The following is a 21,065-nucleotide window of genomic DNA, read 5'->3' as shown; positions in this document are numbered from 1 at the left end:
TTAAGACAAACCGGCGAACCCCTGCTGCCGCAGCGCTTCGTACACTACGATGGCCGCTGCGTTGGATAGATTCAATGAGCGAACAACGGGTGTGTTATTACTGAATACAAAATTTGTTACGGTAGATGAGGATAATTCTGTGCCGCTGGTTAAAAAAGCAAATTTGCTTAGTTATGAAAATTTGACTTGTTTATTAGATTGTTGTGAATTGGAACAGTTAAGTTTTACTAATATGTTGCGTAAACTAGTTAAGCTGCTTGCTGAACGTGATGGTCTGGGCAGTATGGCTACGGTCGATGCGGCAGAAATGGTACGTTTTGCAGGCAATCTGTATACGCTAATCAGTGGTTGGAATTACTGTCTGGAGGGAATTGGACGGGAAACGAAGAAGATTAGTGATTATCTGCAAACTTCTGTTGGTAGATAAATTAGTTGTTATTATTTTAATAATCGCCGTGAATTGAATGTTATGAATCATCAGGATAAGCAGTTATCTTCTAATCAGTTGTTTCTCTCAGTCATTTTGATGGTGGCCGGTGCGCATTTGTGTAATGACCTGATTCAGTCGATGCTCACGGCCACTTATCCTTTACTGGAAGAAAAGTACCGCTTAACTTTTGCACAGGTGGGCTGTATTAGTCTGGTTTATCAGTTTACGGCTTCGATTTTGCAGCCAGTGATTGGTTTTTATACGGATAAACATCCGAAACCTTACTTGCTCCCTTTGGGAATGGTTTCGACGACATTTGGTTTGTGTCTGCTGGGTTTGGCAAATCAATTTTATTTGTTGCTGGTAGCAGCCGCTTTTCTAGGTGTTGGTTCGTCTACTTTCCATCCGGAAGCTTCGCGTGTGGCGCGTAATGCTTCGGCAGGCCGCTATGGTCTGGCACAATCGGCGTTTCAGGTAGGAGGTAATCTAGGTTCGTCACTGGGGCCGTTGCTGGTGAGTTTTGTGGTGCTGAAATATAACCGCCAAGCTAATATTCTGTGGTTTGTATGTATTGGCGTTTTGGCTATTGCTTTGCTCAGTCGGATAAGTGCATGGAGTGCTCATCATTTGGCGGCTAGCAAACACAAGAAGGCAGTAAATAGAGTTTTACCTTATGACCGTAATAAAACAGTTTTAGCATTATTTATTCTGGCTGTGCTGATTTTTTCCAAGTATTTTTATATGGCCAGTATGAGTAATTATTATAGTTTTTATTTAATAGAAAAATTTGCTTTGCCAAAGCAAACGGCGGTGCTGTTTCTGTTTTTGTTTTTAGCCTGTGTGGCGATTGGTACGTTTGCCGGCGGACCGATTGGCGATCGTGTCGGACGCAAGTATGTTATCTGGTTTTCTATTCTTGGGGCTGCGCCATTTACGCTGGCTTTGCCGTATGCCAATCTTTGGGGTACGGCGGTGCTGAGCTGTTTGATTGGTCTGATTATTTCTTCAGCTTTTGCGGCTATTATCGTGTATGCACAGGAGTTGATACCGGGGCGGGTAGGTTTGATTGCTGGACTGTTTTTTGGTCTGATGTTCGGTATGAGTGGTATTGCGGCTGCGGTGTTGGGTTATGTGGCCGATAAAACCAGTTTGCAGCTTATTTTTAAGTTCTGCTCTTTTTTGCCGTTGCTGGGCATGCTGACGGTTTTGTTACCGGATGTGGAGCACTATAAACGCTGAAATGATTAAAGGCCATGGTTGATGGCCTTTTTTGTTGTCTGCTGATGAACTGAGTCAAATGATTTTTAGCTGCTTGAGAGACAGTTTTAGAAAGGCGTAAAAAATGGGGGCAAATACAAGCCCAATTACACCAAACAAAGTTTCAGAAAATACCATGGCAATCAATAATTCGCAGATGCCTGCATGTATTTTGCTGCCGACAATTTTGGCGTTGAGTACATATTCGACTTTGTGAATGATAATTAAATAGATGAGTACAATTACTGCTATCCAGAAGGAAACTGTGAAGCCAACCAGACACATAATGGTATTGACAATTAAGTTGCCGATGATGGGTATGAGGCCGAGTACGAAAGTGGCAAGTATTAGGCTTTTACTGAAGGGCAGGTGTATGCCGAAGATGGGTAGAACAATTAATAGGAAGATGGCTGTCATGATGGCATTGAATAATGCAATGACTACCTGAGAGAAAGCAACGTATTGGAAAACCAGCACCAGACGGTCGAGGCCATCTTTGAGTGCCTGCATGTAGATGGTGGGAGAGGTTGAGGTTTCGTTGATACTGCGCTTGTTCTGCTGATAGCCGGCGATTAAACCGATTATCATGCCAATTATAATGATAAGTAGGGAGTGAAAAAGTTGTTTAATGACTGATTGCAAGTAAAGTACATGCTCTTTAATGAAGTTAAGAGCATTGGCGCGTAATTCTACGAGATCATCCGGAAGGTAATTACTTAATTCTTTTGGCAAGGCACTGGCGATGCTGTTAAAGAGATTCTGTATGTGAGTAAGAGTCTGCTGGGGGTCTTTGGCTACGCTGATTACCCAGCTGATAAGATAGCTGAAACCGCCTATGAGTAAGATCATGATGAGCAGTGACAGCAAAAGTACTGAAAAAATTTTGGCTTTGCTACCCCAGCGCTGCATTCTGGTGGCCAGATAATCTTCCAATTTCTGGGTAAGAGTATAGGTAAGGAGGCCGGAAATCACGCCAGACATCAGGTGTATTTGCATAAATATGATAAAAAATATTGAATACAATACGACGAAAAACAGGCCGATTTTTTGTTGTTCGTTTAACAGCATGGTTGATTTTTAATCCGATTCTGATAGGGCTTATGGGGTGACTTTGCGCTGAATATCATACTGCCTGCTGGTGTTATTCTGTGTAAACAGTATGAGGTTACTTTGCACACAAATTCGCAATACCTTTTATGTGCTTGATTGTGTAATGATTTAGCTATTATTAGGCTGTTTCTAATTTGGTTGATTGTTCGAACAAAATGCATCTTGCTGGCTGTCCTGCTGCCAGTGGTATTCGATTCTGGTGGCAATTTTTTCAGCGGTATTTTTATCAGTTCTGTTTTGCACAAATGCTAATGCCATGTCCATTCCGGCACTGATACCGGAAGAGGTGTAGTATTTGCCGTCTGTAATCCAGCGGGCTTTTTCTATCCATTTGGTTTTTGCTGATGAGGTTTTTACCCAGTCAAAGACGCGTTTGTTGGATGTAGCCTGACGTCCATCGAGTAATTCAGTTTTGGCCAGCAGGGCGCTGCCGGTACAAACGGTGAGCACATACTTGCTTTTTTGTGCTAGTGATTTTAGTTGCTGGATAAAATCAGTTTGCTGTATCAGGATACGTGTGCCGGGCCCACCGGGTATAAAAAGGGTATCTATATTTTGGGGAATGGATGCAAAGTTTTCAGTTGAGATACTGATGTTATCCTGATTGCAGATAAGACCACCGTTTTGTGAATAATACTGTATGTGCCAGTCCGGTACTTTGCCAAATATTTCTACTGGCCCGAATACATCTAGTGTTTCAAAGTCTGGGTAAAGCAGGATGGTAATTTGCATCTGATTTTCCTTTGTCATCTGTGGCAGAGATATATTAAGTTGCTAGGCATAATAAGCAATTTGTTGTACTAACAGAATAGCAGAGTTCTCTGAGTTTTCTGAAAAATTTTTAATCAGATAAAAAGTAAAAAATTTTTTAGAATTTTGTAGCATAGTCTCTGCCGGTTAATATACATAATAATTATTTAACGCAGGTTTTAGTAAAACAGATAAATCAGAAAAAAATTTTTTAATCAGGATAAAAATATTTTTACAAAAAAATAAGCATAGAATGGACAGCCAATATTTGCTGTTAAGCGCACATACTGGGAAGTAGTTAGAGCTAACGTTGCAAAATATAGAGCCTTCCAGCTTTCATTGCCCATATTGCTGGAGGCAAAATTGGAGGCGTTTTCGGGACGGGTATCATGCTGGTGGGTTTTAAGTAATTTAAGCACTTACTTAGGTTAATGAGTGGGCTATCGGACGTGTATTCATAGGTGCGATTGGCGCTTTTGTCGTTTTATGCGGTACACCAGTTTGCGTTTCCATGCGCCATCTAGTCCGTATTTTTTGATTTCAGCCTCACTGGGGTAGGGCATTTCGTCGCGCATGGCGGCAAATGGTTCCCAGCCGCTGTGATTGCTGTTCATTATTGACCAACTTATTTTATGGTCGCTATTCGGACGGATGTTGCCTTTGATTTAACCACTCTGCTGTTGATAGGCTGAATAAAAAAATTTGCTGCCATCTGGCCGTTTGATGTTATGAGCATCTCAATTGGTGTAATAGGCCAATATATCGAACATACGGTTATCACTTTGGGCGAATAAGGCACCTGACCAATTGTTCTGGATATTGTTGCTGGCATGGGCATACTTGATTAGTGCGCCTATATTTTCACCTTCGCGCAAAAAGTCGCTGGCATCTTTGGTATCCAGTTTGATGGAACCGCCGAAGCCTCCGTTACTGACGGTGGGGTTATGCGGACCTTTGCTGACGGTAATTTTTGATGAGTTCGGGTTCGATGAAGACGAAACCTTGCCGGTATTTATCAAAAGTTTTGAGGGAACCGTCTACGGTTACAGGTACGTCTTCGGGGTCGCTTAATCCCCAAATATTGATTTTTTGTCCACCTGGTCGAGGTGAACCTACCATGCTGGTGCCGGGCAGATACTCGAGTAATGAGGCAATATTGTTGGACTGAATGGTGTCTAACTGTGGCTGTCTGAGGATGATGGTGTTAACTAAATCTTTGTTGGGTTTGCTGGCGATGACTAATGGTGGGCAGGGCGTAGCTGTTAATGTTGTTGTGTTTACTTTGATCCTCGGCCAGAACCGGTTGCATAATAAATAAGCTGGCGTAAACAGTACAAACTGGAGAGAGAAAACGGGTATGACAGGCGGGTTGCATGAGAGCCTGACTGGTAAAGGTTAAGATAAATTAAAATTATAATTATTCTTATTGGTATTTTAATTTAATTTGTTATGGGTGTATATTTATTTTAATTTTAAACTCAAATTATGGTTTTAATGCTGTGTTTTGTGCTGAATATGAAGCTTTTTGTTAATTGAAAAAATATTTTGGAATGGAGTTGTAATATGGAAGATATTCGTTTAGAGATAGATCAGATTGATCACACTGTTATTAAGCTATTGGGCTCGCTTTGAATATGTTAATGCTGCTAGTGAATTTAAAAAAGTGCTAGTGCTGTACAAGCCAAGGCTCGTTTTGACACTATGCTTGAGCAACGGAAGCTTTGGGCCAATGAGTTAGGACTAAATGGCGATATTATTAAAGAGTTATATGCAAATTTGGTTCGTTATTTTATTGATGAAGAATTAAAGCAGTTTAAAAATAAAGAAAATAAGGATAGTTTGCCCTATGGCTTATACCAGTAAACAACAGTTATTGAATGAAATAAACAAAACCGCTAAATTGTTTATTGAAGAATTTGATACATTAACAGAATCTCAAAAAGATGAGTTAATTCATGGTGTAGATCGTACTCCTGCGCAAATGATTGCTTATCAGTTAGGATGGTTGGATCTTGTTAAGTCTTGGGATGATGAAGAACTTGCAGGACAAACCCCAACATTACCTGCAGAAGGCTACAAATGGAATCAGTTAGGCACATTATATCAACACTTTTATAAGATTTATCAGGATTATTCATTACAAGAATTGATTACATTATTTAACGAGAAACTTGTTATCTGGAATAATTGGATTGAATCTTTGGATGATGATACGTTATTTATTAAAGACAAACGTAATTGGACTAAACCTTTCCCTGAATCTTGGACGGTAGCACGCTTTATTCATATCAATTCTGTGGCACCGTTTAAATCATTTCGAACCAAAATCAGAAAGTGGAAAAAGTTAAGTGCACTAGTTTAAACGTAACTTAAAATTAATATCAATGTAATCAATTAGGAATTGATATGGCTTTTTCAGAAACAGAGCCACAACTATTGTTACAACTAAAATTTGTGGGTAGCGAAATTATTGACAGACTTGAACAAATGGAACTTGATTCTTTTGATAAATTACGCCATGCTACTTTAGATGAAATTCTAAGCAATGGATTCGTTATGTTTATGCGCGTTTGATTGTGGTGTACTGAAAAATTTACAGTCAGGCTATTTGTGGCCTGACTGCTTGCATAAGAGGATGGGCTCAGTTGTTTTCTATTATGCGGTTGTTCAGTGGTTGCACGGGGCGGTTGTTATTTTTAGGTAGGTATTGTGCGATTTCTGCAATTTCTGCTTTGGATAACGTAATCGGTTGGCGGAATAATATCCATGTTACGGGTTCGCTGCATGGTGGAGTGGTCAAAGAGCCGGTATAGCGGTAATAGCTATGATTGTGCGGGTAGAGGTGTTCGGGATTAAATAAGATATCAGTGTTTTCGGTACCATTTTTAGCCAGTTTTTTGAATACAGACAATTTTTCAAAATAGGAGTTTTGCTGACCTTCTTGTACAAATACTGCTACAACTAAATTGCTGTGGTCAGCGGCCTGATGTACAAAATGCAGCTCAAGAGGATAGCGTATACCGTTGATAGTGTGTTCAGCTGGTTCGTGGGCATGGAACTGAACCAGTGTGTAAGTTTTATTGTTGTAGGTCAGGTTACTGTTTGAGTCGAAATTGAACTGAAGGGAATGGCCGTTGTCGACTATCTGTTTAATATCGGCATGGCGATAGTCGAATTTCAGAGGTGGAAGTTTATGGTTGGTTTTGCTATCAAAGATGTCTATCGGGGATTGGGTTTTACCTGTGGAGCAGGTTTGCGCGTCAGACATTTTTCCCCAATTTTCCGGTGCATAGTCACCTTGATAACCCCAGTGAGTCTGAGCCATGGCAGAGCCAGCGAGTCCAAGGGTGAGACATAATCCTAAAATGCTTTTTTTCATGATTTAGTTTCCTTTTGTAAATTATGCGAATAGTTTAGTCTTCTTTGTTGGTGATGTGAATACTTGTGTTGGTTAATAAAAACTAATTGTTAAATTTGGTTGGATGGTTATATGATGATTTTTTCGTAGGTGAAAATTATGCTGAATCTGCAATCTAAGCTGCCCAATGTAGGAACAACGATTTTCAGTGTCATGTCGGCTTTGTCCGCAAAGTATGATGCGCTAAATTTGTCTCAGGGTTTTCCTGACTATACGGTAGATAAGCAATTAATCGAACTGGTAGAGCATTATCTGCGTGCGGGAAATAATCAATATGCGCCTATGGCCGGTGTGGTGGGTTTGCGACTGCGTATCCAGGAAAAGTTTCAGCGGGTGCATGGGCTGAGTGTGGATGCGGAACAGGAAATTACGGTTACGGCAGGCGGAACGCAGGCGATTTTTACCACTGTTGCAGCGCTGATTCGTCCGGATGATGAAGTAATCATTTTTGAGCCAGCTTATGATTGCTATGCACCTGCGGTTTCATTGTTTGGGGGTAAAGTGGTTCCGGTACAGCTGGCTGCACCAAATTTTTCAATAGACTGGGATTTCGTCCGATCGTTGGTTACGGCGCGTACACGGTTGATTATTGTGAATAATCCAAACAATCCGGCCTGTCGGGTATTCAATAAAGCTGATGTAACGGCTTTGGCTGAGATAGTGCTGAATAATGATATTTTTGTGTTAAGTGATGAAGTATATGAGCATCTGGTGTTTGATGATGCCCGACCACAAACTTTGCTGACACAGCCGCTGTTACGGGAGAGAACTTTTGTTGTGGGCTCGTTTGGCAAATTGTTGCATGCTACAGGCTGGAAAGTGGGCTACTGTGTGGCTGCGCCGGCCTTGATGGCTGAGTTTCGTAAGGTGCATCAGTTTAATGTATTTAGTGTGCATACTTCTACGCAATATGCGATTGCTGATTATCTGGCCGATGCGTCACACTACGAGAATCTGGGACACTTTTTTCAGCAAAAACGCGATTTTCTGCTGGCGGGTTTAAGCAATTCACGTTTTAAAGTCTATGTGCCGCAGGGTACGTATTTTATGCTTTTGGATTATAGTGCTATTAGTACTGCATCTGAAACTGAGTTTGTGCGTGAGCTAGTGGCTAAATATAAAGTGGCGACAATACCTTTGGCTGCGTTTTATCATGATGGTTTTAGCCAGCAATGTATACGGGTTTGTTTTGCTAAGCGACAGGAAACGTTGGAGCAGGCGGTAGAGTTGCTGTGTGCGGTGTGAGAAGAATACTTTGAGATGGGGGAAAAGACAGATTTTTGAATCTGTCTTGTTGCTTAGTATTAGTGGTGGAGCCAGCTGCTAAAGACCTGTAAATATAGCCAGCCGCCAAAGCCAATAAATGCAAAGCCGCCGATACGGTCGATAATCAGGCACCAGTTCAAGTAGTTGCGTTTGACCACGGGTAAAGAAAACAGCCACAACATCAAGCACAAGGTAAGAAGTACTTGTACCAGCAAAATAATCATAATTTCATATTTTAAAGTTGGCTTATGAACATCTGCCATGGCCATAGACATAACGCTGCCAAGATAAAGAACGATTTTGGGATTGGATAGGTTGGTAATCAGGCCTTTCCAAAAAAAATGTTTTTCTTGTAGGGGTTGAACAGTAACGTTATTTTTAGGAATAACGGTTTGTAACATTTGCCAGCCGCAATAAATGAGGTAGGAGCCGCCGGCCAGCATAAGAGTGTTTTGCAGCCATGGTAGCTGGTGCAGTATGGCACTATAGCCTTCAATGGTCAAAGTCAGCCAGAAAGCCACTCCGGTGGTGATGCCCAGCGCAACGAAGAATGCTGCACGTCGTGAGTGGTTTAGAGCGGTTTTGCTGATTATCAGCATATCCGGCCCAGGGGACAGCTGGCCGAGCAGGTTAAGTAGCACGATGCTGACAATCATGGATTGGGTTTGACTAAGCATAATACAGATTCAGATAAAAACGGCTATTTGTTACGGCGTTTGGCACGTGGATGTGTATTGTCGTAAATCTGTGCCAAATGGTTGAAATCGAGTTTGGTATATTGCTGAGTTGTGCTGATGGATTTGTGTCCGAGCAGCTCCTGTACCGCGCGGATATCGTGGGCGCTTTGTAATACATGGCTGGCAAAACTGTGCCGCAGCATATGCGGGGATAAATGGCGGTCGCTACCGTGAGTAATGGACCAGATATTCAGACGATTCTGAATTTGACGTGCGCTCAGGCGGGTGCCACGCCGGCTAGTAAATACTGCATTTTCGCCAGAAACCGCGTAGCGGTGCGGTAGATAATTCTGTAAAGCTTCGATACTTTTTTGTCCTAAAGGGACCTGACGTTGCTTATTGCCTTTACCTCGCACATGTACCCAATTTTCTTCCAGCATTAGATGGTGTAAGTCTAGTTGCACCAATTCGCTCAGACGTAATCCGCTGCCATACAATAATTCGAAAATAGCCTGATCCCGTAGGGACAGCGGGTCGCTGGCACAAGCATGGTCAAAAGCCTGATTGAGTTTTTCGGCCGGTACTGCTTTAGGCAAGCGGGCACCGGCTTTGGGTGCTTTGATGTTACTGGTAGGGTTGGCGGTGATGTATCCCTGTTGTTGCAGAAAATTAAAGTAAGTCCGCCATGTACTGAGTTTGCGTGCCAGTGAGGCAGGCTTATCTCCCAGACCACTGAGTTTTTTTAGAGCGCCTACCAAATGCAGACGAGTGATATTCAATGGGCTGAGATTTTCCGGTAAAAGCTGACTCAGCTGAATTAAATCACGTTCGTAGGCAGTGCTGGTTAAGGGAGATAATCCGCGCTGTTGTAAATGCTGGAAAAACTCATTCCATAATGTCCAGTAAGAGGTAGAAGCTTGCTTCATTCAATTACCCCGAGCGATCGCGCTGCGGAAAATTTCAGGTGTGCGGCTAATGCGCTGGCGCTCGTAATTAAAGAAAGCCATGCCGGTTTTTACCATGGCAATGGCAGCACCATCACGGGTGCGATGCAATTTGTATATCAGGGTAAAACCTGTATTGCTTAGGTTGGTAATTCCTAAGTCAAAATCCAGTTCATCGCCATAAAATCCCTGTCCCTGAAATTGCAGAGCGGCATCCAGCATAATCAGGCCGGTACCGCCAATATCTATTTCGTTGAATCCGTAATTTGAAAGTAGACGCATACGCGCTTCATGACAAAGGCGTAGTATGGCATCGTTTGAAAGATGGTTGCCGTAATTAATATCGCCTATCTGTACTTTGATGCGCGTGTGAAACAACCATTTTTCTGGCGTTTCAATTTGAATGCGACTCATGGGTTATCCTTTATGAATGCAAGCTAGATGGTAGCAGGTTTTAAAAGAAACGTTGATGGACTGGCGTTTACTTCAGGCAAATTTGTGCTAAGCTTTGCCAGTAGTTTTCTGGTTATATTGATGTTTTTCAGTTTAATTCAAATCAGGTTATGGTTTGTTGAGCAGGGAGAATAACGATGTATCACAAAATTATGGTACCGGTAGATGAAAGTGCGGCTGCGAAACGAGCCTTACAGGAAGCCATCATGCTGGCCAGATTGTGCCAAAATGCTGTTTTACGAGTAGTCAATGTGGTGGATCTAGCACAGTTTAGCTGGGGAGGTGTTGGTGCTTTGCCATCTGAAGAAGTGCGTAAAGCAGTCAATGCTGCCGGTAAGAAAGGACTGGAGCAAGCAGAGAAAATGCTTCAGGAATCCGGTCTGCAATACGAGGTTGAGGTGATTGAGAGTGCTGGTGATAAGGTGGCTGATATGTTGATTCAGGAAGCCACGGAGCATAATGTTGATTTACTAGTGATGGGTACCCATGGATTCAGTGGCTTCATGCACATTCTAATGGGTTCGGTAGCAGAAGGGGTATTGCGGCAATCTGATATTCCGGTGATGCTGCTACGAGTACGGGAAGATGATTAAAACTGACAAGCTATTGTTTCCCATTCTGAAACGAGCTGATGACAATAATTTTATGTTTTAATCATACTGGCAAAACGCTATGTACTATTGGCGCAGATTTGGATTATGGTGCAGTGACTCGAGTGCAATATTGATAAAGTTTGGTGCAATGCTGGTGATATCGATATTATGCGGGTCGGTTAGCCACAGGTTGGTCAATCCGATAAATAGTGCCTGAAAATACAAGGCTGCCTGCCGTATATTAATGTTTTCTGGCAGAATATGTTGTTGGCAACATACCTGAAACACAGCACATAAATTCTGCCACCATAGATTTTGGTATTTTTGCAACAACGCCACAATTGCGCGGTTGTCTTCAGTATGCTCACAATTTAAATGCAGGATATAGCAGAATTTTCGATAACGCTCATCATTGGCCATACGTTGGAACATCTGATTCAGTGCCCGCATAAGGTTGTGTAGTGCATCCGGCGAGCTGGTGTCAATATCATGGCGCAGCTGCTCACTCAGTTTACTGAAAACCTGTTGGAATAACGCGTCAAACAAGTCTTCCTTATTTTTAAAATGCCAATAGAGCGCACCACGTGTGACACCGGCCGCGCTGGCGATTTCCTGTAAAGATGCACGGCTGACGCCGCGCCGGTAAAAAATATCCAAAGCAGCGGCCATGAGGTCATCTCTGGTTTGCAAAGCTTCCTCTTTGGTCTTGCGCATAATAAATTTCCGTTTATCTGTACATTAAATTAGGCAAATCTGTATTTAATCCAGATTGACACATGTATTTTTGATTAAAATAACTAAGTTATAAATTTATTGCATCTGGTATACATACATTGTTGCATGTATAATGCGCAGCGTAAAGTTATTCCTGATTAAATCGTCTGTTGTCGCATAAGCAGGTTGTCGGATATTTTTATCTGACAGCCCGCAATGGCGTCACCAGCGCTATTTGTGTCATATTTATAGCGCAGCAGAGTAAAAATTCATTTAATTTTTAATTATATATGCACATATTGAGGTGAGTATGGGAACGAATCGAAGAGCAGATAAATGGCGCATCAGTGCGATAGTGCTGGCCAGTGCGCTGGCTTTAGCTGCATGTGGCAAAAAAGACAACGGACCAGCACCACAGGCGCCAATGGTCAGCGTGCTGACGGTACAACCACAGACGGTTACAGTAGACACAGAGTTGACCGGCCGTTTAAAGCCGATTCGCGAATCAGAAGTACGTGCTCGTGTGGCCGGTATTCTGCTGAAACGCTTATTTACAGAAGGCACTTATGTTAAGGAAGGGCAGCCATTGTTCCAGATTGACAATGCACCTTACCTAGCTTCATTACAGTCTGCCCGTGCAAGTTTGGCCACAGCACAAGCCAATGCAGTAAAAGCTGATGCAGACGTGGTTCGCTATCGTCCGCTGGTAGCCGCCAATGCCATCAGTAAACAGGAATTTGATCAGGCCATAGCTCAGCAGCGTCTGGCACATGCACAGATTGAAAGTGCACAGGCTGCAATAAAAACTGCGCAGATAAATGTAGGTTATGCTTATGTACGCGCACCAATTTCTGGTCGTATCGGCAAAGCTTTGGTGACTGAAGGCGCTTTGGTCGGACAGGGCGATGTAACGCAGCTGGCGCTGATTCAGCAAACACATACTTTATATGTGGATCTGACCCAGACTGCAGCTCAGGCTATGAAAATCCGTCAGGATATTGCTTCTGGCAAAATGAAAACTATCAATGGTGCAGTGGAAGTAGCTATCAAACTGGATGATGGCAGTGAATATCCTCAAAAAGGGCGTCTGCTGTTTACTGATATGACAGTAGACGAAGGCACGGGCGAAGTGAAAGTGCGTGCGGAAATTCCAAATGATGATGATATGTTACTGCCTGGGCAATTTGTACGGGTAGAAATTCCGCAAGCTGAAATTCAGAACGCTATCGTGTTGCCGCAGCAGGCAGTAACCCGTGGTGCCAGTGGTGATACGGTTACAGTAGTTAATGCCGATGGTAGTTTGGCTGTTCGTCCGGTAACTGTTGTACAGCAGAAAGGCACCAACTGGGTAATCAGTGGTGGTCTCCGCGCAGGGGATAAAGTTGCAATGGATGGCCTAGCACTGGTGCAGTTAACCGGAGCCAAGAAAGTACAAACTCAGCCATGGAAAGCGACCGCAGCCAGTGCACCAAGTGCACCATCAGCCACAACAGCTTCCGCACCTAAGGCTTCTGCGGCATCTGCCTCACAAGCCAAGTAAGGATTAAGTAATATGTCACGATTTTTTATTAACCGACCGATTTTTGCATGGGTGGTGGCTTTGTTCATCATCATTGCCGGTATAGTGTGTATTACCAAGCTACCTGTTGCACAGTATCCGACGGTAGCCCCTCCTTCTATTACCCTTACCATTTCCTATCCAGGTGCTGACGCTCAGACTATTGAAGATACGGTGTTGTCACGTATCGAACGTGAGATGAACGGTCTGGAAAATTTGGACTACATGGAAGCTAAATCTTTGTCCAATGGTACCGGTACCTTAACCTTAACCTTCTATCCAGGCACCGATGACGATATTGCGCAGATGAATGTGCAAAATGCTTTGTCGCGTGCTGAACCGCGTCTGCCGGCTATGGTAAAACAAACCGGTGTACAGATTGCCAAATCACGCAGTAACTTCCTGATGGTAACCATGTATACCAGCGATAATCCCAATCTGACCCCGGCAGATATGGCGGACTATGTGGCACGTAATATTCAGCCAGAGCTGCAACGTATCGATGGGGTGGGTAACGTGATGGTGTTCGGCTCCGAACGTGCCATACGCATTTGGCTGGATTCAGACAAACTGCGCAGTGTGAATCTGACACCGGCTGCAGTTAATGCTGCTGTGGCAGCACAGAATCAGCAGATTTCTGCCGGTAGCCTAGGTGCCTTACCCTCTCCAGACAATATTCAGACCACTGCAACTATTGTTGTTCCTGGACAGCTAAAAACAGTTGAACAGTTCGAGAATATCATTGTTAAAGCCAATACTGATGGCTCGCTGGTACGTCTGAAAGACGTTGCCCGCGTAGAGCTGGGTAAACAGGATTACTCAACTGGCGCCCGTTTGAATGGTAAAGACGTAGTCGGTGCTGGTATTCAGCTGACTACCAAAGGTAATGCACTGGCCACTGCCAATGCAGTTAAAGCCAAGCTAGCAGAATTACAGAAATATTTCCCGGCAGGCATGAGCTGGTCTGCACCGTACGATAGTTCTACTTTCGTCAGCATTTCTATTGAAAAAGTAGTTCATACACTGGTAGAAGCCATCGTACTGGTATTCTTGGTAATGCTGCTGTTCCTGCAAAACATTCGCTACACCCTGATACCGACCATCGTGGTGCCGATTGCATTGCTGGGCGCATTCACCATTATGTATTTTGCCGGCCTGTCGATTAACGTACTTACCATGTTTGCGATGGTGTTGGTGATTGGTATCGTGGTTGATGATGCCATTGTGGTGGTAGAAAACGTCGAACGTATCATGGCAGACGAACATTTACCGCCGAAGCCAGCTACCGAAAAAGCTATGGGACAGATTTCAGGTGCTGTGGTGGGTATTACTGTCGTACTCATTACCGTATTTATCCCGATGGCGTTCTTTTCTGGGTCTACCGGTAATATTTATCGGCAGTTCTCTGTGGTGATGTCTGTAGCCATCTTCTTCTCCGCATTTCTTGCTTTGTCGCTGACACCGGCTTTATGTGCCACACTGCTCAAACCGATTACCGAGCATGAAGAAGAGAAAAAAGGTTTCTTTGGTTGGTTTAACCGCAAATTTACCAGCGGTACCAAAAAATATGAATCCAAAGTAGCCTATGTACTGCATCGCAGTGTACGCATGTTTATCATCTATGTGGTTATTGCCGGCTGTGCACTGTTTGTCATGCTGCGTCTGCCTACTTCATTCCTACCGGAAGAAGATCAGGGCTATTCCATTGCTCTGGTTCAATTGCCACCGGGCGCTACTCAGCACCGTACGCTGGATACCTTCAAAAAGATGGAGGACTTCACCCTCCGGCAGCCTGAAGTGAAAAACATGGTATCTGTACTTGGTTTCAGTATGACCGGCCAGGGACAGAACGTAGGTTTGAGCTTCCTCGTGTTGAAAGACTGGTCAGAACGCAGTGGGGCACAACACAGTGCCAATGCACTGGCCAACCGCATTACCGGAGCCATGATGGCATCCGTACGTGATGGTTACATCTTCGCGCTGGTGCCACCATCCATTCCTGAGCTGGGTACCAGTACTGGCTTTAGCTTCCGTCTGCAGGATCGTGGCGGTAAAGGCCATGAAGCATTGTTGGCTGCGCGTAATCAGCTACTGGGAATGGCGCGTGAAAGCAAAGTATTGACTCAGGTACGGCCAGATGGCATGGAAGATGAACCGCAATTGCAAATTGATATCGATCGTGATGCAGCCAATGCACAAGGCGTATCATTTGGCGATATTGCTACTGTACTAAGCACGGCACTGGGTTCCAACTACGTAAATGATTTCCCGAATAAAGGTCGTATGCAGCGGGTGATTGTGCAGGCTGATGTTGCTTCACGTATGACTCCGGAAGACCTGAACAAACTAACCGTCAACAATGCGCAAGGTCAGCTCGTACCATTGGCCGGCATTATCAAAACCCGCTGGATTACTGGTCCGGCTCAGACCATCCGCTATAACGGTTACACCGCGATGTCTATTACGGGTAATGCTGCACCTGGATACAGTACAGGTGACGCTATGGCTGAAATGGAAAAAATTGCCAGCAAACTGCCTGATGGTTTTGGTTATGAGTGGACAGGATTGTCTAAAGAGGAAAAAGATGCAGGTAACCAGTCTACTATCCTCTATATGTTCTCACTACTAGCAGTGTTTTTGTGTCTGGCCGCTTTGTATGAAAGTTGGACCATTCCATTATCAGTGATGTTAGTGGTACCTCTGGGTTTGCTAGGTGTTGTTCTGGGGACGTGGTTGCGTGGCATGGAAAACGACGTTTATTTTCAAGTGGGGCTAATTACCGTAATTGGTCTGAGTGCCAAAAACGCCATTCTGATTGTGGAATTTGCCAAAGACCTGCAAGAGCAGGGTAAAACACCGCTCGAAGCAGCACTAGCTGCCGCTCATCTGCGTTTCCGTCCAATTCTGATGACCTCTATTGCCTTCATCATGGGTGTAGTACCGTTGTATTTTGCCAATGGCGCTTCTTCTGCCAGTCAGCGTGCAATCGGTACCAGCGTATTGTGGGGCATGTTAGTTGGTACCTGTCTGGCCTTGTTCTTTGTGCCTGTGTTCTATTCAACTGTACGTAGTCTGTTCAGCAGAAAAAAGAACGACCAAGATGGCAACACGCCTGACAATAGCAAAAACCTGCCAATTGCAGTAAACAGTGATGGCAGTGCCAGCATACAGTCCGGCAACCAGACAGACAAAGAGGATAAAGCATGAAACACATTGTAAAACCTACCCTGTTGGCTGTATTAATTGCCGGGGTTATGTCTGCCTGCTCGATGGCGCCACGCTATCACCAGCCAAAAGTTGAAATGGCAGAAACCTTTCCTGGTGCAGCAGCCAACAATCAGCGGGCCGGTGAAGTAGCGGCTGCCAATCTGGGTTGGCAGGATTACTTTGCTGATGAACGCCTGAAACAGATAATCAGTCTGGCTTTGGCCAATAACCGTGATTTACGCGTCGCGGCATTGAATGTCGAAGCTGTGCGCGCACAATACGTGATCCAACGGGCAGATCGTTTGCCGGCTCTAAGTGCCACTGGTAATGGCGGCCGCTCACGTGTAGCACAGGATTTAAGTGCTATGCGTGATGCAAGTGGCCGCCAAACCAGCTATATCGCTGAATCATACAACGTGGGTTTAGGCGTAACCGCTTTCGAGCTGGATCTGTTTGGGCGAGTGAAAAGCCTTTCTGATGCTGCACTGAATCAATATTTCCAGCAAAAGCAGGTACGCGATTCTACCCAGATAAGTCTAATCGCCAGTGTGGCTAAAGCTTACTTTGATGAACGCATCGCCCAAGCTCAAATGGACTTATCCAGCCGCGTATTAACCTCACGTGAAGAAAGCAAGCGTCTTACTGATTTGCAATTCAAATCCGGCGTGATTTCACAGGTAGACGTAGATGTAGCTGAAGCACAAATCGAAACCGCGCGTGCAGATTATGCAGCTGCCAAACAGGCACGGGATCAGGCACAAAATGCCTTAACCTTGCTGGTTGGTAAACCTCTTCCAGATGACCTGCCTGCCGCGGCTCCATTAAGCCAGCAGTTTGTGAATGCTGAATTACCAGTTGGTTTGCCATCAACCATCCTGTACCAGCGGCCTGATGTGCGTGCGGCAGAGTTTGCTCTTAAATCAGCCAATGCCAACATAGGCGCAGCTCGAGCAGCCTTTTTTCCGCGTATTAGCCTGATTGGTAGTATTGGTTCCGGTAGTAACGATATCGGCCACCTATTCAACGGTCCGAATCGTACATGGAGCTTTACTCCGCAGATTACACTGCCCATCTTCACCTGGGGACAAAACAAAGGTAATCTGGATTTAGCCACTGCTCGTAAAAATATTGCCGTAGCTCAATATGAGCAGACTGTACAAGCAGCTTTCCGCGATGTGGCTGATGCATTGGTGGCACGTGATTCGCTGAAAAAACAGTACGAAGCGAAACGTCGTGGCGAGCAAGCTCAGACCAACCGTTACAAACTAACCCAGCTGCGTTATAAACACGGTATTGCCAGCTCGCTTGAGCAGCTGGATGCTGAGCGTGACAGCTATGCAGCACAGCAGGCATTGCTCAGTACCCAGCAAACCCTACTGGAAAACCGTGCAGATATCTATAAAGCTCTGGGTGGTGGCCTGAACCAACAAACAGCAGAACCTGCTGCCAGTACCACCGTAACCACTACGACCACCACAAGCACAACCACCGTGCATTAATGGTGTCTTAGTCAGGATGGCTGCATTACCTCAGCCATCCTGTAGCTGTACAGGAAATATGCTGAAAATATAACCATTGGCTGTAACTTAAGCATTCAGCCAGCTGTTTTCGAGGCAAGGCTCAGGCTACCAGTCCTTGCTTCAAGCGCAACAATTTCACCTGTACATGCTATACAGAATGATTTAACCCTTGAATAGATTCTGCTTTTCATGGTATAAATCGCGTTTTACAAAATTATTAGAAGTTTGGAGTTAACCATGGCACGTGTATGTAAAGTGACCGGTAAGCGCCCGATGAGTGGCAACAACGTGTCACACGCCAACAACAAAACCAAACGCCGTTTCTTGCCTAACCTGCAATCACGTCGTTTCTGGGTTGAAAGTGAAAACCGTTGGGTACGCCTGCGCGTTTCTAACGCTGCCTTGCGCACCATCGACAAGGTAGGTATTGATGTAGTATTGGCCGACCTGCGCGCTCGCGGTGAAGCTTAATCATATTGTGATTTAAGGATAGAGCAATGCGCGACAAAATCAAACTGGAATCCTCTGCTGGTACTGGCCATTTTTACACCACTACCAAAAACAAACGCACCATGTCTGGCAAATTTGAAATCAAAAAATTTGATCCAGTAGTGCGTAAACATGTACTGTACAAAGAAACCAAACTGAAATAATTGTTTCATACTGGTTTGAAAAACCTGAGCAGCCTAATTGCTCAGGTTTTTTTCATATTTATTGAACCCAAAGCCTGAACCCATTACTTACGAAAAGCCGTACCATGGATAATATCACCAACAACTTAATGCAATGGCAGCATCGCATCGAAGAACTGGAAATACAAAGTGCCCTACAAGAAGAAACCGTTCAAAGCTTAAGCGATACCATAGCACGACTGCAACAAACTATTGACTTACAACAGGCACAACTACGCCTGCTGTATCAACGTTTACCGGATAAAGCAGACAGCAATAATGAACCGTTTAATCCAGCTAATGAAATTCCGCCGCATTATTAAAACACAGTTAAGAGCCAAAGTAGGGAAAAGCTGTCTACTGCTTTTCGGAAAAAGCGATAATTATTCAATCATGTATCGTTTTAAATATCTCTGATAGATACACTGAACGGAGCATGGTTATCCACCCCAAAACCGCAAACTGTGAATATAGCTGGCGTTTACAGAATGAATCAAATTTATTTTAAGATTCATCCGACTAAATAAAGGCATCCTATAATGCCAGTTCATATTGAATCTTTCCCATCATCTTTTTGACGGGAAATTACCATAAAAGTATTTAATAGCTCTTATTTAGTCCCATCTGCCAGAAATCAGCTTCCAACTGCGTTGCTTTAGAAAAAATTTCAGCTAGTTTTTGAAAACGTTGCGAATCAATATTAGCTAATCGCTGATTAATCCATTCAATCTCAGCCTCCATAGCCGCATGAAATTCTTCACCAGTATACATATCAATCCAGCTTTGGTATGGGTTATTGTGTACCTGATGCCATGATTGTTGTTCAATCCAGCGTGCCAGCACCCCATAACCAATCAAACACGGTGCAAGGGCAATATGTAAATCTAATAAATCACCCTGCTGACCCGCATCCAGCATATAACGTGTATAAGCAACATTGGCTTCGGCTTCAGGCAGATTATCAAGCTCCTGTTTGCTGATACCCCATTCTTTGCAGTACTGAACATGCAAATCCAATTCAACTTCAACAATTGCTTTCAGACTGGCTAAAGCCTGTCTTATCTCCAAAATATCATGGCTTTTGTATACCGCTAGACCCCATGCACGGGAAAACTGGATTAAAAAAAGATAGTCCTGCTTTAAATAATGCTGAAAACATGATTTATCTAAAATTCCCTTGCCAAGCTGCTGCACAAAATCATGCTGAATATAACGATTCCAGTCATCCTTGCAATATTCAATCAGTGATTCAAATGATGACATATGAGCTCCTTTAATAAATAATATATTAAGGAGTAATAAAACAGACTTATCTTTCAAAAAGCTTGTTTTATACTCCCTTCGGCGGCATTAACCGCATCAGGTTCAACGGGTGTAATCTCAGCCAATGGCACCCCGGATAAATTAACCAGCAAAGTATGAAAATTTTGTCAGGCTATCGTTAATAGCTGATACATAAAATAAAAATGTACCTTAATTTACATTTGGTTTCAATAAATATAAAATGATTTTTAATTTGTCGAAGATGTATCTTTATAGTAGACCCATAAAATTCTTTACAGTATTACAGCAGAAATCTTTACACTTCTGTGTTCTCTTTCCAAAATGATTTTGAAAGCAGCATAAAATGTTCAAAATTTTATGTCATTATCTAAAATTTATTAGAATCAGGTTTTGATATCGACTTAACTGATTTAAAGTTTTATGTGGTTATTTTTTATTCTTTTATAATAATCTATTTCTTCTATTTTATTCTGCTTTTGTCCATAATCACTATCAGAATTCTGCAAGTAACTTCATTTGTTTAGCTTAATACTCGTTTTTTATTTGTATCACTGTTAATAAAACTTCTCTTACTTTGAATAAATTATCGGTTTAAGCATAAATTAAACTTAAAATTTAATAATCAACAAAATATAACTTCTAATCAAAATATGCTATTTATTTGAATAAATTTGGTCTTATAAAAGGTGGGTGTTTATCTATAATTCTTATTCGGCTTATAGAATAATTCAGTTATAAATCTGAATATGCGTAGTGCTTTAAATTGCCTACATCCTGTAGCGTCGGCCGATATAACTGAGTCTTTCGTAGTTTCAACTGCTTTAGGCTACTAATGGCTAATTATTTTGTAGTGACAATTGACTTCGTAGTATGGTTAAAATATGCATAAATAAGGTAAAGTTGGTATTTAAGATATTACCTTTGGGACGTGCTGGACAAATATATAGATTGCAGTTCCCATAGGTAATTTAAGATTATTATTATTTGTGCAAAGCAGAAATTTGTTTTTAAAACAATTTTCTCAGTAATGACAGGATACTCTGCTCGCTAATACTGTTTAATAAAAGACCATTTCATATTTTTTACTGACTATATTGTTGCAATTCTCTTCTTGCTTCAGCAATTTCTTTATACTCCGTGATTAACTGGAAGCAATCTGCTAGTTTTATTTTACCTCTGATTTCATAAGCTGTTATCTTGATGTTTTTTTTTT

Annotated in this window: 24 protein-coding genes and 1 riboswitch; of the genes, 13 read left to right on the top strand and 11 right to left on the bottom strand. The window is 43.0% G+C overall.

Annotated elements, in window-relative coordinates:
• Positions 1 to 232 precede the first annotated feature (232 nt).
• Complete coding sequence (locus J3U75_RS09420; protein WP_267391889.1) at positions 233 to 427, top strand: hypothetical protein; 195 nt, start codon at positions 233 to 235, stop codon at positions 425 to 427.
• 42 nt (positions 428 to 469) lie between these two features.
• A complete protein-coding gene (locus J3U75_RS09415) occupies positions 470 to 1,669 on the top strand; it encodes an MFS transporter (protein ID WP_267391888.1) in 1,200 nt (399 codons plus the stop codon).
• A gap of 54 nt (positions 1,670 to 1,723) precedes the next feature.
• On the opposite strand, the gene J3U75_RS09410 is transcribed toward J3U75_RS09415, so the two are convergent.
• The 5 genes from J3U75_RS09410 to J3U75_RS09390 form a co-directional block, all read right to left on the bottom strand.
• Entirely contained in the window at positions 1,724 to 2,755 is a 1,032-nt protein-coding gene (locus J3U75_RS09410; protein ID WP_100140875.1) for an AI-2E family transporter, read from the bottom strand.
• A gap of 171 nt (positions 2,756 to 2,926) precedes the next feature.
• The gene (locus J3U75_RS09405) at positions 2,927 to 3,529 is read right to left on the bottom strand and encodes a DJ-1/PfpI family protein (RefSeq protein ID WP_267391887.1); all 603 of its coding nucleotides are present in this window, start codon (positions 3,527 to 3,529) and stop codon (positions 2,927 to 2,929) included.
• Positions 3,530 to 4,002: 473 nt separating this feature from the next.
• On the bottom strand, positions 4,003 to 4,161 hold the full coding sequence (locus tag J3U75_RS09400) for a hypothetical protein (RefSeq protein ID WP_267391886.1): 159 nt from the start codon (positions 4,159 to 4,161) through the stop codon (positions 4,003 to 4,005).
• A 328-nt stretch (positions 4,162 to 4,489) separates the two neighbouring features.
• Entirely contained in the window at positions 4,490 to 4,744 is a 255-nt protein-coding gene (locus J3U75_RS09395; protein WP_267391890.1) for a Plug domain-containing protein, read from the bottom strand.
• A 7-nt stretch (positions 4,745 to 4,751) separates the two neighbouring features.
• Positions 4,752 to 4,922, bottom strand: a complete 171-nt coding sequence (locus J3U75_RS09390; protein ID WP_267391885.1) for a hypothetical protein — start codon at positions 4,920 to 4,922, stop codon at positions 4,752 to 4,754.
• A gap of 326 nt (positions 4,923 to 5,248) precedes the next feature.
• Between J3U75_RS09390 and J3U75_RS09385 the strand changes: the two genes are divergently transcribed.
• The 3 genes from J3U75_RS09385 to J3U75_RS09375 are packed head-to-tail and all read left to right on the top strand — an operon-like array spanning position 5,249 to position 6,121.
• A complete protein-coding gene (locus tag J3U75_RS09385; RefSeq protein WP_267391884.1) occupies positions 5,249 to 5,410 on the top strand; it encodes a hypothetical protein in 162 nt (53 codons plus the stop codon).
• On the top strand, positions 5,394 to 5,909 hold the full coding sequence (locus J3U75_RS09380; protein ID WP_267391883.1) for a ClbS/DfsB family four-helix bundle protein: 516 nt from the start codon (positions 5,394 to 5,396) through the stop codon (positions 5,907 to 5,909). Before J3U75_RS09385 ends, J3U75_RS09380 begins: the two co-directional genes overlap by 17 nt.
• A 44-nt stretch (positions 5,910 to 5,953) precedes the next feature.
• Positions 5,954 to 6,121, top strand: coding sequence for a hypothetical protein (locus tag J3U75_RS09375; protein ID WP_267391882.1), 168 nt, complete (start codon positions 5,954 to 5,956; stop codon positions 6,119 to 6,121).
• Positions 6,122 to 6,188: 67 nt separating this feature from the next.
• Here J3U75_RS09375 and J3U75_RS09370 read toward each other — a convergent pair whose 3' ends face one another.
• Positions 6,189 to 6,926, bottom strand: a complete 738-nt coding sequence (locus J3U75_RS09370) for a carbonic anhydrase (protein ID WP_267391881.1) — start codon at positions 6,924 to 6,926, stop codon at positions 6,189 to 6,191.
• Positions 6,927 to 7,064: 138 nt separating this feature from the next.
• Between J3U75_RS09370 and J3U75_RS09365 the strand changes: the two genes are divergently transcribed.
• Entirely contained in the window at positions 7,065 to 8,210 is a 1,146-nt protein-coding gene (locus tag J3U75_RS09365) for a methionine aminotransferase (RefSeq protein ID WP_267391880.1), read from the top strand.
• A 59-nt stretch (positions 8,211 to 8,269) separates the two neighbouring features.
• Here J3U75_RS09365 and J3U75_RS09360 read toward each other — a convergent pair whose 3' ends face one another.
• The 3 genes from J3U75_RS09360 to J3U75_RS09350 are packed head-to-tail and all read right to left on the bottom strand — an operon-like array spanning position 8,270 to position 10,266.
• On the bottom strand, positions 8,270 to 8,908 hold the full coding sequence (locus tag J3U75_RS09360) for a LysE family transporter (protein ID WP_267391879.1): 639 nt from the start codon (positions 8,906 to 8,908) through the stop codon (positions 8,270 to 8,272).
• A gap of 23 nt (positions 8,909 to 8,931) precedes the next feature.
• Positions 8,932 to 9,834 (bottom strand): tyrosine-type recombinase/integrase, encoded by a 903-nt coding sequence (locus J3U75_RS09355; protein WP_267391878.1) that lies wholly within the window; start codon positions 9,832 to 9,834, stop codon positions 8,932 to 8,934.
• Positions 9,835 to 10,266 carry an acyl-CoA thioesterase gene (locus tag J3U75_RS09350; RefSeq protein WP_267391877.1) on the bottom strand — a complete coding sequence of 144 codons (432 nt, stop codon included), beginning with the start codon at positions 10,264 to 10,266 and terminating at the stop codon, positions 9,835 to 9,837. It abuts the gene before it with no gap.
• Positions 10,267 to 10,442: 176 nt separating this feature from the next.
• Between J3U75_RS09350 and J3U75_RS09345 the strand changes: the two genes are divergently transcribed.
• Positions 10,443 to 10,898, top strand: coding sequence for a universal stress protein (locus J3U75_RS09345; RefSeq protein WP_100140865.1), 456 nt, complete (start codon positions 10,443 to 10,445; stop codon positions 10,896 to 10,898).
• An 84-nt stretch (positions 10,899 to 10,982) separates the two neighbouring features.
• Here J3U75_RS09345 and J3U75_RS09340 read toward each other — a convergent pair whose 3' ends face one another.
• Positions 10,983 to 11,612, bottom strand: a complete 630-nt coding sequence (locus J3U75_RS09340) for a TetR family transcriptional regulator (protein ID WP_267391876.1) — start codon at positions 11,610 to 11,612, stop codon at positions 10,983 to 10,985.
• A 310-nt stretch (positions 11,613 to 11,922) separates the two neighbouring features.
• On the opposite strand from J3U75_RS09340, the gene J3U75_RS09335 reads away from it, so the two are divergent.
• The 6 genes from J3U75_RS09335 to J3U75_RS09310 all read left to right on the top strand — a co-directional run bounded on the left by J3U75_RS09335 (position 11,923) and on the right by J3U75_RS09310 (position 18,891).
• Positions 11,923 to 13,152 carry an efflux RND transporter periplasmic adaptor subunit gene (locus tag J3U75_RS09335; protein WP_267391875.1) on the top strand — a complete coding sequence of 410 codons (1,230 nt, stop codon included), beginning with the start codon at positions 11,923 to 11,925 and terminating at the stop codon, positions 13,150 to 13,152.
• Between the two features lie 12 nt (positions 13,153 to 13,164).
• Complete coding sequence (locus J3U75_RS09330; RefSeq protein WP_267391874.1) at positions 13,165 to 16,377, top strand: efflux RND transporter permease subunit; 3,213 nt, start codon at positions 13,165 to 13,167, stop codon at positions 16,375 to 16,377.
• Positions 16,374 to 17,876: an efflux transporter outer membrane subunit gene (locus tag J3U75_RS09325; RefSeq protein WP_267391873.1), complete on the top strand. Its 1,503-nt coding sequence runs from the start codon at positions 16,374 to 16,376 to the stop codon at positions 17,874 to 17,876. The genes J3U75_RS09330 and J3U75_RS09325 overlap by 4 nt, the downstream gene beginning before the upstream one ends.
• Before the next feature lie 258 nt (positions 17,877 to 18,134).
• Complete coding sequence (gene rpmB / locus J3U75_RS09320) at positions 18,135 to 18,368, top strand: 50S ribosomal protein L28 (protein WP_002216391.1); 234 nt, start codon at positions 18,135 to 18,137, stop codon at positions 18,366 to 18,368.
• Between the two features lie 26 nt (positions 18,369 to 18,394).
• Positions 18,395 to 18,550 (top strand): 50S ribosomal protein L33, encoded by a 156-nt coding sequence (gene rpmG / locus J3U75_RS09315; protein ID WP_025329834.1) that lies wholly within the window; start codon positions 18,395 to 18,397, stop codon positions 18,548 to 18,550.
• A gap of 104 nt (positions 18,551 to 18,654) precedes the next feature.
• Complete coding sequence (locus J3U75_RS09310) at positions 18,655 to 18,891, top strand: SlyX family protein (protein ID WP_100156453.1); 237 nt, start codon at positions 18,655 to 18,657, stop codon at positions 18,889 to 18,891.
• Positions 18,892 to 19,168: 277 nt separating this feature from the next.
• Here J3U75_RS09310 and tenA read toward each other — a convergent pair whose 3' ends face one another.
• Positions 19,169 to 19,831 carry a thiaminase II gene (gene tenA, locus J3U75_RS09305; RefSeq protein ID WP_267391676.1) on the bottom strand — a complete coding sequence of 221 codons (663 nt, stop codon included), beginning with the start codon at positions 19,829 to 19,831 and terminating at the stop codon, positions 19,169 to 19,171.
• 55 nt (positions 19,832 to 19,886) lie between these two features.
• Positions 19,887 to 19,976: riboswitch (TPP riboswitch) on the bottom strand.
• Positions 19,977 to 21,065: the final 1,089 nt, after the last annotated feature.

The organism is Snodgrassella sp. B3088, assembly GCF_026535815.1.
GTDB lineage: Bacteria > Pseudomonadota > Gammaproteobacteria > Burkholderiales > Neisseriaceae > Snodgrassella > Snodgrassella alvi_E.
The sequence above is the reverse complement of the archived record's forward strand: the minus strand, read 5'-3'. Positions and strand labels throughout refer to the sequence as shown.